Consider the following 13,006-nt stretch of genomic DNA (forward strand, 5'->3'; position numbering starts at 1 on the left):
ATGAACAACCATAACTTCTTCAAGACGCTGCGGGCCCGCCCGCTGCGCGCGCTGGCCTGCGCCCTGGCCGGCGGCGCCCTCATTTCGCTGGCGCCCGCGGCGTCGGCCGCCGACGCGTTCGCGGCCTGCCTCGCGCAATTGCGCGGCGCGGCGCTCAAGGCCGGCGTGTCCGGCGCCACGTTCGACACCCAGACCGCCGGGCTTGCACCGGACATGACAGTGCTGGATCTGCTGGACGCCCAGCCGGAATTCAAGACGCCTATCTGGGACTACATGGCGGCCCTGGTCGACGACGAGCGCGTGGCCGACGGCCGGGCCGGCATGGCGCGCTGGCAGTCCGACTTGGACCGCGCCGCGTCGCGCTACGGTGTGGACGCAGCCACCATCGCCGCGGTGTGGGGCGTGGAAAGCAACTACGGCCGCACTCTGGGCGGCCGGCCCCTGCTGACGTCGCTGTCCACGCTGTCCTGCTTCGGCCGGCGTCAGGCATATTTCCGCGGCGAATTCTTTGCCACGCTGAAGATCATCCAGGACGAGCACATCGCGCCCGAACGCCTGACGGGCTCCTGGGCGGGCGCTTTCGGCCAGACCCAGTTCATGCCCTCGACGTACTTGCGGCTGGCGGTGGACTTCGACGGCGACGGCCGCCGCGACCTGGTCGACAGCGTGCCGGACGCGCTGGCATCGACAGCCAATTTCCTCAAGCGCGCGGGTTGGAACAGCGCGCTGCAATGGGGCTATGAAGTCCGCTTGCCGGCGGGTCTGGACACTTCAGGCGCGGGCCGCAAGAACAAGCGCGCGATGTCGTACTGGGCGGGGCGCGGCGTGACGCGCGCCGACGGCCAGCCGCTGCCCGCGGGCGACACGCCGGCGGGGCTGCTGCTGCCGGCGGGCAGCAAAGGTCCTGCCTTCCTGGTCACGCGCAATTTCGATGCCCTGTATTCCTACAACGCAGCCGAAAGCTACGCGCTGGCCATCGCCCACCTGTCCGACAGGCTGCGCGGCGGCGGCCCGCTGGTGCAAGCCTGGCCAACCGACGATCCAGGCCTGTCGCGGGCGCAGCGGCGGGAATTGCAACGGCTGTTGATTGCCCGCGGCTATGAGATCGGCGAACCCGATGGCATGATTGGCGCCCGCACCCGGCAGGCCTTGCAGACGGTGCAGCGCGAACTGGGCCTGCGGCCGGACGGCCGCGCCGGCCTGAAGTCGCTGCAGGCCTTGCAGGCGGGAAAGGCCGTCGACTGACGGGATGCAATCGACAAGCTTTGTAAAGATGCCGGGTGTCATCCATCGGATGACAGGCGGGGCGGCAGGCATGGGCCTATACTGGATCTCCGTTTTTTCAGGAGCACGATGATGAGCCTATTGGATACCTTGGCCTCGATGGCCGGCGGCGGTCAGCAAGGGGGCTCGGCTTCGCTGCTGCCCGCGTTGATCGAGCAACTGAACAAGTACCCGGGCGGCCTGACCGGCCTGATCGCCAGCTTCCAGAAGGGCGGCTTGAGCGAGATCGTGGCCTCGTGGGTGGGCACCGGCCAGAACATGCCGGTCAGCGCCGATCAGCTCGGTTCCGTGCTGGATCCCGGCGTCGTCAACGAACTGGCCGCCAAGACCGGTCAGGACACGGACTCCGTGCTGGGTTCGCTGTCCTCGCTGCTGCCGCAACTGGTGGACAAGGCCACGCCCAACGGCGAGGTCCAGGGCGAACAGCAATTCAACCCTGCCGACCTGCTGGCGTCCCTGTCGGGCATCTTCGGCAACCGCGCCGGGTAAATCCTATCGCCAGGCAGCCCATGCAGGCGTCTGCGCCTGCTTCCACCGGCCGGCGACGCCTGTTGCAGGGCCTGGGCGTGGCGGCGCTGGCCGCCAGCCTGCCCGCCTGCGCGCCGGCCTGGTCGGTGCAAAGCACCTTCTGGCAGCTTTGGCCCAGCCACCTGGAATTGAGCCCGCAGGCGTGGCGCGAACGCATCGCCGCCATGCACGCGTTGGGATTCCGCGAGATCATCATTCAGTGGGTGGGCGCCAGCGGCGGGGCGCAGCCCTGGCAACTGCCCGCGTCCACGCTGGCGCTGATCTTCGACGAGGCCGAGCGCCTGGGCATGGGGCTGCAGTTGGGCCTGCCCTACGACGAGCGCTGGTGGCGACAGTTGGGCAATCCGGATGACGCCGCGCTGGCCGCATTCCTGCAGGCCGCGCAGGCGCTGGCGCTGGCTTATGCGCAAGCGTCGAACGCAACCGGGCTTGCCGCTTTCCGCGGCTGGTACATCCCTTACGAGATCGAGCAGCACAGCTGGGCCGCGCCCGGCCGCCAGGCGCGGCTGGCGCAATGGCTGCGCGAGCTGTCCGATCCGCTCGCGCAACAGACGGGACGCGTGCCCGCCATCTCCACGTATCACAGCAAATTGCCGGGAGCGCTGAGCCTGGCCGACCTGTGGAACGGATTGTTGGATGTGGTCAGGCTGAGGCCCATGCTCCAGGACGGAGTGGGCGTGTCCGGCATGGCGGCGTATGAGGCGTTGGAGCCCTTGCATCGCATGCTGCTGGCGCGTCGTGCGCCGTTCGACCTGATCGTCGAACTATTCGAGGAACTGCCGTCCGAACGCCAGGACGGCACCACCTTCAATGCCCGCTCCGCCGACTCGGCGCGCGTGCGCCGGCAGTTGCGCATCGCGCGGCGCTACCGCGCGCAACGCGTGGTCGCCTTTGCGGCTGATCCCTGGCTGGTCGGGCCTACGCCCGAGGCCGAGCGCCTGAAGCGGGAATGGCCGCTCTAGGCGGCCGATCAGCGGTCTGACGCGGAATGGCTAGCGCGGTTGCGCCGCGGCCATGGCCTTGAGCTGCGCGCAGGTCTTTTCCTTGTCGGCCGCGCTCAACGTGCCCAGTTGCACCTTGGCTTGGCTGTAGGACTTCGAAAAAGCGGCGTCGAAGTCCGCCGCCGACATGCCCTGGGCGCTGGTCGCAGTCTTCTGTTGTTGCTTCATCTGCTCGAGCTGCGCTGCCGTGTAGGCGCCGCAGTACTCGGCGGCGGCATGCATCTCGCCACTCACGGCCGCCAGGTTGGGCATCTGGCCCTGCATGGTCTGCTGGGCAAGGGCGGCGCCGCTGGCCAGGGTCAGGGCGGCGGCGGCCAGGGCGATACGGGCTTGTTTGAACATCGGCAATTCAATCTCCAACGCGGTGAGGGATGAGGTTTGCACGCCTGGCGATCGCTCAGCCTGCGTGGCGCGGAGCACTATGCCCGATTCATTGTTATAGGCTTATGAACCGATGTAATCGTGTGTATCAGCGGCTCAGTACGACAGCGTCATGTTCATGAACCAACCCTTGGCGCGGTCGCTCTCGCCCCCGCCCAGGCTGGTACGGTACTGGACGCCGAAGTCCAGGTAAGAGCGCGGCGCGTTGTAGTGGTCTTCGCGGAACCAGTAGCGCACGTTGAAGCCCGGCCCCACGCCCAGCGACCAAGAAGTGCCGTGGTCGGACAGGACCACCGACTGGCTGCCGTAGCCGGGCAGGTCGTCCAGCTTGGCCACGCTCTTCTGCCACAGCCAGTCCGCGCCGACCACCGCGTACGGAAACAGCACCAGCTTGTCGCTGATGCTGGTGGCGCGGAAGCTGCGGCCCACGCGCAGTTCGCCGGACAGGAAGGCCTGGTCGCGCTTGAGGCGGCCCGAGGAACTGCCCAGATCCTGCTGACGCTGGCCCTTGGAGTCCACCGAATAGGCGGTATAGCGGGCGCTGTTGTCGTCCCAGGCGTAGCCGGCCTGCGCATAGCCTTCGATCGTCAGCCAGCTGGGTACGTCCACGCGCAATTCGCGGCCTTGGTAATAGCCGTAGGTGACGTAGGACATCCAGCCCCCGGCATTGCCGTTGAGTTTGTAGCGCGCCACGGCGCTCTGGTCCTGCAGATTGGGATAGGCGTTGTGGAAGGCCTGCTGCGCCGCGCACTGCACCGCGCTGGATTCGGGGTAGGCATAGCCCTGGCGGGTGGCGGATCCCAGAAAGAAGCGGCGTTCGATCCCGAAAGTTATGCCGGTATCGGCCAGCAGATAACGCAGGCCCAGCGCGCCGATCGTGCTGGGGATGCCGGATGAGGTGCTGTTGTTGCGGAAGCGTTCTTCGTTAGAGCGTTCGTCCGGGGTGCTTTCCCCGGTGCAAGGGTCGACATTCCTGCGCGACTCGTAGGTGCTGCCGCTGTCGTACAGCGTGTTGGAGCTGCGCGCGTACGCCTCGAGCATGCCCCAGCGGTTGTTCAGTTGCGGCGGACGCCAGAAGATTTCCGCAGTGCTGAAGATCACGTCGCCAGGGGTGTTGATGGCGGCCCCGCCCAGGCTGGAGCTGGCCGGCCGTGCGCCGCGATAGGATGCGGAGAACGAGCCGCCCCATTCGCGCGACAGGGCGGCGACGCCGCTGCGCGTGTTGTAGCGCTCCAGCGGCGTGAGGCCCAACTGGCCGGCATCGTCCATGTCGATGGCTTGCTTGAGCGAGTCGGTGGCGGCGCGGTTGTCGCCCATTGCCGACTGCGCATAGGCCTGGTCCAGGATCAGGCGCGGCGGCGCCTGGCCGGTGGCGCGCGCGGCCGCGAAGTCGGACGCCGCACCCGCGGGCTGGCCCAGGCGCTGGCGCGCATAGCCGCGCTGCGCAAGCAGCTGGGCCGAGTCCGGCTGGCGGGCGATGGCGTCGCTCAGCCGGGCTTCCGCCTCGGCGGCTTGCGCCTTGTTGCCCGCGGCCAGCGCGGTCGTCAGCAGCTGGGCATAGCTCTCATTGTCCGGCGCTTGCGCCACGGCCTGGCGGGCCAGCGTGATGGCTTCCTGGTAGGCGCCCTTGTCGTAGGCGGCATAGGCGCCCGTGGCGGCCTCGCTACCCGGAGCCGGCGCCGCGGGCGCCTGGCTTGCGGCGATCTGCTTCTGATAGGCCTGCTGCCTCGCCTGCAGCGCCGCCTTGTTGGGCGCGCCCAGCGCCAGCGCCGTGTCGACGGCCTGGCTGGCGGCTTCGTAGCGCTGTTGCGCGCCCAGCGATTCCACCCACAGCAAGGCCCATTCGCCTTGCCTGGGCACGGCGCGGAAGGCGCGTTCGGCGCCTGCGGCGGACGCGGCGTAATCCTGGCGTCCATAGTCCGCATAGGCGCGCGCCGCCACGGGATAGGCGCGCTGGTACGGGGTTTGCGGCGCGGGCTTGCGGACAGGGGCGGGCGTCTGCACGGGCGTCTGCCCGGAAGCTTGCGCAGGCGTTTGCGCCGCGGGCTGTGTGGGCGTGGCGGCCACGGCAGGCGGGCGCTGCAGGTTGGCTTTGGCCTGCCGCAGTTCCGGGGTGCCCAGGCCGTCGGCGATCGCCGCGTCGGCCGCACGGGCGGCCTCCTGCCGTTTGCCTTGCTTTTCCAAGGCATAGACCAGCAACAGGCGCAGGCGAGCCACGTCGGGCCGCAGGCGGATGGCGTTCTCCGCCATGATCTGGGCGGTTTCGTAATGGCCGGCGTCGTACTGCTTGTAGGCCTGGTCGGCCAGTTGGTAGGCGTCGCCTTCCAGCGGACGTTCGGCTGCGGCGGCAGGTTGCGCGGCCGCTACAGGGACTGCGGCCACGCACAGCAGGGCGCTGAAAGCCAGCGTACGGGAAAGGACGGTCATGGAGGAGTGGGCCTGTGCGATAGCGGGTCCGCGGGGTGTTCGGTTTGCGTCGGGGCGCCTTGCTGGAATGACAGCGCTTCGTGCAGCGTCTTTTCGTCGAGCCAGCCCCGCTCCATCAGGATTTCGCCCAGCGGCCGCTTCTCGCGCGCCTGGATCTCCAGCGCCTGCTCCAGCATCTGATGATCGATGGCTTGCCAGGACAGCAGCAGGTCGCCCAGGCGCTGGCGCTGCTGCGCCAACTGGTCGGTGGAGGGGAAGTCATGCATGGTCTTGTCCCAGGCCAGCCGCTTTCCGGTGATCAGGTGGCCGATGAACAGGCGCCAGGCCCGCGCCGCCGCCATGGCGTTGATGAAGTTGCCGACGATCATGCGCGGCATGGACAGCAGGGCGTGCTCCCAGCCGTACATGCGGCCGACGAAGTACGCGCGCTGCACCACGCGCAGCAGCAAGGCTCCCGCGTTCAGCCACATCAGCGTCACCAGCCAGCCGCCGGGGCGGAAGTAGGAAGGGTAATAAACCTTCCACCAGCCAAAGCGGTCGGCCAGATAGAAGAGAAAGAAGTTGGCCAGCAGCAGATAGGCCAGTATCGCGATGAACGACGTGAACAGTCCCTTGCGGTCGCGGAACAGCAGATACTTGGTGGCCAGCGAGCCGGTCCACCCCACCTGCTGCCAGCCTTGCAGGCCGATGCCCAGCGTCCAGCGCGCCTTTTGCCGGTAGGCGGTGCGGAAGGTGTTGGGGAAGTATTCGCGCACGCCCAGCGGCATCCTGATGGCGGAGATCTTCTCCCGCCCCAGGCCGAACCATGAGCGGCGGCGCGTCACGTACTCGACCTCGAATTTGCCGAAGATCTGGCGCATGCCGCGCTGGGCCAGGCGCGCGCCGATGTCGTAGTCCTCGGTCAGCGTGTCGGTATTGAAGGGCTGGTTGTTGGTCTCTGCCGCCAGCACCTCCAGCGCGTGGCGCGAGAAGCAGGTGCCGACGCCGGCGGACGGCACCATCTTGGACAGGCTTTCCCGCACCACCAGGTCCTTGGTGTGCCATTCGGCGAACTCGTCCATGTAGGTGCCGGCGACCAGCTCGTGCCACTCCCGTTCCAGCGACGTGACTGGCAACTGGATGAAATCGATGCGCGGCAGCAGATAGTTGTAGTACTTGAGTTCCAGCGGGTGCAGCACGTCTTCGCTGTCGTGCAGGATCACGCCGGCGAAGGGCTCGGGCTGCATGGCGTTCTGCGCGAAGATGGCCTGCACGATCCAGTTCAGGCAGTCGGCCTTGCAGGTCGGCCCGTCGTGCGGCACTTCCACCCGTATCAGTTGGCGGTAGCGCCGCCGCATGCGTTCCACTTCCTTGATGGTGCGCTCGTCGTTCTGGTACGTGCCCGCGAAGATCATGTAGTTCTTGTATTCCAGCGTCGACACCATGTTCTCCAGCATGGGCGCGATCACGTCGTACTCCAGCCAGGCCGGCACCATGATCGCCAGCGGCTGTTCCCGCTTGGCGCGCAACTGCTCGGCGGTCAGCGGCGCATACTGGCGCTTGACCGTCAGCCCGCGGCGCAGTTCGCGCAGCCAGAACCAGCCGTCGATGAACAGGTCGTCCAGGCTGGACAGCAGGATGATGACGCCGACTACCGCCGTCACGATCTCCAGGCCGCGGTAGTAGTCGGCGATGAGGTAGGGCCAGTAAAGCGAGGACATGGCGCCTCCGGGTTACTTGCTGTCCTTGTTCTTCCTGCGGGTGACGCGCAATGCGGCGATCAGGATCAGGAGCAGGACCAGCAGGCCCACGCTCAGCGCCGGGACGCTCCACGACAGGTAGTTGCGCCATTCGAAGAAGGCGCTTGCGCCCGCCCCCGGCGGCTGGCCCGCCGCGGGATTGGCGCTGTCGATCCAGGCCAGCGGCCCTGCCGCGCCGATGATGGCGATGTTGCCGCGGTTCAGCACGAAGGGCGCCTGCGGCATGACCGGGCGCTGGCCCAGCGTGTGCCACAGCAGGCCGTCCTGGCCGCCGGCGTGCACCACTTCGGCCGTGCTCAGGTTGTCCAGGCCGGAAACGTCGAGCCAGGGCGCGCTCTTGCCGTCCACCGTCAGCTGCTTGCGGTCCGTGACCTTGACCATGGGCTTGGCGCCGTCGACCGCGACTTCCATCGCCACGAAGGGGCCGCCGGGCTTGGCCGCCTGGCCCGCCGGCGTGAGCGACAGCGCCGCGCGCGTGGCGGACAGGCCGCTGGCCGTGGCGATGCCGATGACGCGTTGCAGGCTGGCCGGCGCGTCGGCCAGATAGCCGTCGGGGATCAGCAACTGGGGGCTGCCGGCCAACAGCGGCAGCAGCCCCACGAAGGTGCCGTCCGGCTGCGCGCGGCCCGGCTTCACATAGCTGGTGGGCAGCACGTTGACGGGGTAGCCTTGCGGGATTTCATTGCAATCCACCGATACCGGCTGGCGCTGGAACGTGACGCGCACCGCGTTGGTAAGGCCCAGGGCGTAGCCGGGCACGCGCGCCGTCAGGCGTTCGGGATGGCCGTCGGCGTCCATCTGCTTGGCGGCCAGCAGGATGCCATTCCAGAACACCGAGGCGACCGGCCGGGTGGCGGACGCACCCGGCGCGGCGGCCAGGTCCATGACCAGTTCGTCCGGCATGCTGCCGTCCGCCGACACCGCGGCCAGCGCGAACGTGGCGTTCCAGTCGCCGCGCGCGACCACGTCGAAGCTGGCGGACGATCCGCCCAACGCGGTCAGGCGCATGCCATCTTCGCCCGAAGCCTGCGGCGGCTCCGCCGTCTTGACCTGCGCCTGGCGCGTGACCAGGATGCGGCGCCAAGCCGTGTCGAAGGCGCCCGCGCCTTGCGCGCCGGCGTCGGCGGCCACGGCGATGACCGCCTGCCGGCCCAGCGGCGCCAGGCGGATCTCCTTGGAGGGCAGGTCCTGGCCGGCCAGGGGCATGCGCCGTTGGCGCCAGGCCTGGAAGGCCTCGGCGGCGTCGCCGTCCTGCGCCAATTGCGCCTGCAAGGCGTCCAGCGCCTCGTTGTAGCGGGCGCGCAGCGCGGCGTCGGCGATCACCACGTCGCCGCTGACGGCGGGGGCGCCCATGACCAGCAGCGCGCCGATCTCCGCGGCGTTGGCCAGCTTGTGCTTGTCCTTGCCCGCCAGGGCTGCGAACGCCTGCACTTGCCCCAGTCCGTTCGGGGCCTGCAGGCCGCGGGTGTCGATCTCGTCGCCCACCGCCGGGAAGGCGCGGACTGCGACCCGCTTGCCGCTGCGCTCCATCGCCACGCCCATGCGCCAGGCGCTGTCGAAAGCCTGCTGGTCGAGCTTGGCGCCCGCCACCATCAGCACGGGCTTGCCGGGCAGGGTGCTCCAGGCTTCGTCCAGGCTGCCGATGGCCGAGGCGTCGTAGCGGTAGCTCAGGCGCGTGCGCGGCGACACTATCAAGGCGTTGGCGGTGGCGCGGTTGCTTTCGCACTGGCGCTGCGCGATCTCCGATTGCCAGTCCACCGCCAGGCGCACGAAGCCGGTGTCGCGCACGCGTTGCTCCACGTTCAGCTTGCGCGTGGCCGACCCCTCGCCGTCGGCGATGCGCTGCGCCGTCTGCGGCACGCCGTCCACCCACAACACCATGCTGGCGCGGCCCGGTTCGCCCTTGATGTAGCGCGCGTCGAAATCGAGCGCGGCGTCGGCTATCGGCACGCCGCGGGGTACCGGCAGGTAGAACTCCTGGCGCGCATCGCTGTTGCTCAGCACCACCGGTTCGCGGATGCCCAGGTCTTCCAGGCTGGTGTCGCGCGTGACCCAGTCGTCGCCCAGCAAGCGCCGCAAGGCGTCGCCCGCGGGACTGGCCATCGCTCCCAAGGGGAGCAGCAACCCGGCGGCGATCAGCGCGCGGCAGAGGGTGCGGGCGGCGGGGGAATGCGGGGCATGGGGCATGAGGGCTCCGGTGGTGAGGGGCATGGGGCGGCTAACGGGCCGCGGCCGGTGCTTGGGGCGCAAACTCGGATACGGCGCGGCCGCAAAGCGCATCGACGATGCGCTGGCTGGCGAGGCCGTCGCCATAGGGATTGATGCGGCGCGAGAACGAAGCGTGCAGTTCCGGGTTGTCGAGCAAGCGGTTCACTTCGGCCAGGATGCGCTGCGTATCGGTGCCGACCAGCGTCACGGTGCCGGCCTGCACGGCTTCCGGGCGTTCGGTGACGTCGCGCATCACCAATACCGGCTTGCCGAGGTAAGGCGCTTCTTCCTGCACCCCGCCCGAGTCGGTCAGGATCAGGTAGGCGCGCTGCATGAACCAGACGAAGTCCAGGTAATCCAGCGGGGCGATCAGATGCACCCGCGACAGGCCGTCCAGTTGAGCCATCACCACGTTGCGCACCTGCGGATTCAGGTGTACGGGGTAGACGATCTGCAGGTCTTCGCGCCGCGCCAGTTCGGCCAGGGCGGCGCAGATGTTCCGGAAGCCCTCGCCGAAGCTTTCGCGCCGGTGTCCGGTCACCAGCAGCAGGCGTCGCTGCGGATCCAGCCAGCCGTAGCGTGCCGCCAATTGCTGCGCCAGCGCACCTTCGGGCGCGAGCTTGGCGCAGGTCATGGCCAGCGCGTCGATCACGGTATTGCCTGTGACCGTGATGCGGCCCGAGAGGTTTTCGCGCAACAGGTTGGCGCGCGATTGCGCAGTCGGCGCGAACAGCCAGTCGCCCACCGCGTCGACCACGCGGCGGTTCATTTCCTCGGGGAAGGGCTTGGCCAGATCGCCGGTGCGCAGGCCGGCTTCGACGTGGCCGATGCGCGCGCGGCGGTGGAAAGACGCCAGCGCGCAGGCCGATGCGGTGCTGGTGTCGCCGTGGACCAGCACGCAATCGGGCTGCTCCGCCTCCAGCACGCTGTCCACCCGGCTGATCAGCCGCGCGTACAGGCCGTTGAGCGTCTGGTTGGGCACCATGATGTCCAGGTCGTGCTGCGCCCGCAGGTCGAACAGGGCCATCACCTGATCCAGCATCTCGCGATGCTGGCCCGTCACGCAGACGACGCTCTGGATCCGGGGTTCGCCTTGCAGCGCGGACACCAGGGGCGCCATCTTGATCGCTTCGGGACGGGTCCCGAATATGGAAAGGACTTTCATCGCAAGAGCGGGCCCCCTACGCCGGTGGCATTTTCTTGCGTAGATTATGGATTGAAAGTAATCGTAATATGTGACGGTTTATTTCAATAAAAGGGGATTGCCGGAAAATTTGGGGACAAACTGTTGCTTTCGCGCGATACCCCGAACTATTTACCCAGCGTCATGCCGCCGTCGATGGTGACGACCGAACCCGTCATGAACAGGAACGGCGGCCTGGTCAACGCGATGATCGACGCCGCGATTTCCTGGGTAGTCGCCAGGCGGTTCATCGGATGCATGGCCGCAAGCCGCGCTTCGTCCAGTTCGCCCGCGTCGATGGAATGCTGGATCAAGGGCGTCTTGACGTAGCCCGGCGCCACCGCGATGACCCGGATGCCGTCCTCGGCCCATTCATTGGCCAGCGACCGCGTCAGCGTCGCCACGCCGGCCTTCGATACGGCGTAGTGGGCGCGGCCCTTCATCATGACCATGCCGGCCACCGACGCGATGTTGACGATGACGCCGCCGCGGGCGCGCAGCGCCGGATACAGGGCATGCGCGCAATGGAAGGTGCCGTTGAGGTTCACCGCCAGGACCTGGGCCCATTCCGCGGGGTCCTTCTCCGCGACCGGGGCACGGCTGCCGGCGATGCCGGCGGCGTTGATCAGCAGGTCTACGCCGTCCAGCTGTGCCGCCGCGCGGGCTACGCTGGCGTAGTCCGAAACGTCGACGGTCACGGCGTCATCCGCGGCGCTCCGGTCCCACACCACGACCTGCCAGCCTTCGGCGCGCAGTTGCCGCGCGCATTCCTGGCCGATCCCGCTTGCGCCGCCGGTGATGACGGCGGTCCTTGCTTGAGTGTTCGTGCTCATGTCTGGCTCGCTATGTAGGTTGTGTCGATTTCAGGTGCCGGAGGCCGCTGCTTGCGCGGCCGGCGCCGCGCGCCGGTTGCGCACGCACAGGATCGCCAGGCCCGCGCTCGCCAGCGTCGCCAGGGCGAACACCTGGGCCGCGAGTTCCCATTCGCCGCCGCTGGCCTGCATGACCGCGCCGGTCAGGGTCGGGCCGAAGAAGCCACCCAGCGAGCCGATGGTCGTAACCAGCGCCAAGGGGCCGGCGCTCGCGCCGATGTAGTTCTGCACCGCGGCATTGAGCGGACCGTAGTACGCGATGGTGTAGCCGGTGATGATGGACACCACGGCCAGGAATGCCGCCAGGGACACCATCGCCGCGCCGTGCAGCATCAGGAAGCCGCCCGCGCCCGCCAGGCAGACGACCGCCAGGTGCCAGCGGATGTCGCCGGTGCGTTCGCTGCTGCGTCCGACCACGTAGCTGAACACCAGCGCCACGACGTTGGGAATCATCAGCAGCGCGCCGATTTCCAGCGGCGTGATGCCGTACAGCTGCTTGAGTATGGTCGGAAGAAAGTACGCCAGGGCAAAGGTCGCGGCATACGCGGCCAGCAAGATCAACAGCAGGCCCCACAGCATGGGCTGGCGGAAGACGGCGAATCCGTGCGTCCAGGAAGCGGAGGGGAAGGCCGTGCGGGCCGGAGCCTCGTGTTCCATGACGGCGCGCAAGCCCTGGCGCTGGCCGTCGCTGAGCCAGCGGGCCTCCTGCGGCGTGCCGGGCAGGTAGCGCAGGATCAGCAAGCCCAGCAGCATGGTGGGCAGGCCTTCGATGAGGAACAGCCAGCGCCAGCCCGGCATGCCGGCGTCGATCTTCAGCAGCGCGCCCGCCAGTGGCCCGCCGAAGATCATGGCCAGCGGCAGCGCCATGATGAAGATCGAATTGATGCGGCTGCGGTAGCGCGGCGGAATCCAGGATGCGATGTAGAAGTTGACGGCGGGAATGAAACCGCCTTCCGTCACGCCCAGCAGGAAGCGCAGCGCGTAGAACGATTTTTCACCGTGCAGCGCGGCCATCAGGCAGGAGACCAGGCCCCAGGCCAGGAACATGCAGGCCAGCCAGCGCCTGACGCCGAAGCGTTGCAGCGCCAGGTTGGCGGGCACGCATACGCTGGCATAGCCGATGAAAAAGAGGCCCGCGCCGAACCCGTAGGCCGCCAGGGAGATGCCCAGGTCCGCGCCCATCTGCAACTGCGCATAGCTGATGTTGGTGCGGTCCAGGAAGTTGAGCAGATATCCTGCGAACAGCAAGGGCAGGACGCGGTTGCGAAAGCCGGCGACAGCCTGTTCGGCATGCGCCAGATCTTCATTGCGGATCATGGTAGGTCTCCTGTCGTCCGCCTTGGTGGCGGATCTCTCTCTAGGCTGGGATGGCGGCGGCGCGGG

General features: G+C 68.2%; 10 protein-coding genes. 3 read left to right on the top strand and 7 right to left on the bottom strand.

The features are described from left to right. The 3 genes from IB258_RS12170 to IB258_RS12180 all read left to right on the top strand — a co-directional run bounded on the left by IB258_RS12170 (window position 1) and on the right by IB258_RS12180 (window position 2,774). Entirely contained in the window at window positions 1-1,245 is a 1,245-nt protein-coding gene (locus IB258_RS12170; RefSeq protein ID WP_119450923.1) for a lytic murein transglycosylase, read from the top strand. An 81-nt stretch (window positions 1,246-1,326) separates the two neighbouring features. Beyond that, window positions 1,327-1,773 (top strand): YidB family protein, encoded by a 447-nt coding sequence (locus tag IB258_RS12175; RefSeq protein WP_225589308.1) that lies wholly within the window; start codon window positions 1,327-1,329, stop codon window positions 1,771-1,773. 20 nt (window positions 1,774-1,793) lie between these two features. Then, the gene (locus IB258_RS12180) at window positions 1,794-2,774 is read left to right on the top strand and encodes a DUF4434 domain-containing protein (RefSeq protein ID WP_192352625.1); all 981 of its coding nucleotides are present in this window, start codon (window positions 1,794-1,796) and stop codon (window positions 2,772-2,774) included. Window positions 2,775-2,804: 30 nt separating this feature from the next. On the opposite strand, the gene IB258_RS12185 is transcribed toward IB258_RS12180, so the two are convergent. From IB258_RS12185 to IB258_RS12215, 7 genes are all read right to left on the bottom strand, one after another. Beyond that, window positions 2,805-3,155, bottom strand: a complete 351-nt coding sequence (locus IB258_RS12185) for a hypothetical protein (RefSeq protein WP_225590357.1) — start codon at window positions 3,153-3,155, stop codon at window positions 2,805-2,807. Between the two features lie 135 nt (window positions 3,156-3,290). Next, the gene (locus tag IB258_RS12190) at window positions 3,291-5,621 is read right to left on the bottom strand and encodes a hypothetical protein (protein ID WP_175181955.1); all 2,331 of its coding nucleotides are present in this window, start codon (window positions 5,619-5,621) and stop codon (window positions 3,291-3,293) included. Continuing rightward, window positions 5,618-7,321: a glycosyl transferase family protein gene (locus IB258_RS12195; RefSeq protein WP_054450835.1), complete on the bottom strand. Its 1,704-nt coding sequence runs from the start codon at window positions 7,319-7,321 to the stop codon at window positions 5,618-5,620. Before IB258_RS12195 ends, IB258_RS12190 begins: the two co-directional genes overlap by 4 nt. Before the next feature lie 12 nt (window positions 7,322-7,333). Further along, a complete protein-coding gene (locus IB258_RS12200; protein WP_192352626.1) occupies window positions 7,334-9,547 on the bottom strand; it encodes a cellulose biosynthesis cyclic di-GMP-binding regulatory protein BcsB in 2,214 nt (737 codons plus the stop codon). A gap of 31 nt (window positions 9,548-9,578) precedes the next feature. Next, the gene (wecB, locus tag IB258_RS12205) at window positions 9,579-10,733 is read right to left on the bottom strand and encodes a non-hydrolyzing UDP-N-acetylglucosamine 2-epimerase (RefSeq protein ID WP_119450919.1); all 1,155 of its coding nucleotides are present in this window, start codon (window positions 10,731-10,733) and stop codon (window positions 9,579-9,581) included. A 146-nt stretch (window positions 10,734-10,879) separates the two neighbouring features. Beyond that, window positions 10,880-11,584, bottom strand: coding sequence for an SDR family NAD(P)-dependent oxidoreductase (locus IB258_RS12210; protein WP_192352627.1), 705 nt, complete (start codon window positions 11,582-11,584; stop codon window positions 10,880-10,882). Window positions 11,585-11,614: 30 nt separating this feature from the next. Further along, window positions 11,615-12,940 carry an MFS transporter gene (locus tag IB258_RS12215; RefSeq protein WP_192329990.1) on the bottom strand — a complete coding sequence of 442 codons (1,326 nt, stop codon included), beginning with the start codon at window positions 12,938-12,940 and terminating at the stop codon, window positions 11,615-11,617. Window positions 12,941-13,006: the final 66 nt, after the last annotated feature.

The organism is Achromobacter sp. ACM02, assembly GCF_014851605.1.
GTDB classification, from domain to species: Bacteria; Pseudomonadota; Gammaproteobacteria; order Burkholderiales; family Burkholderiaceae_B; genus Achromobacter; species Achromobacter aegrifaciens.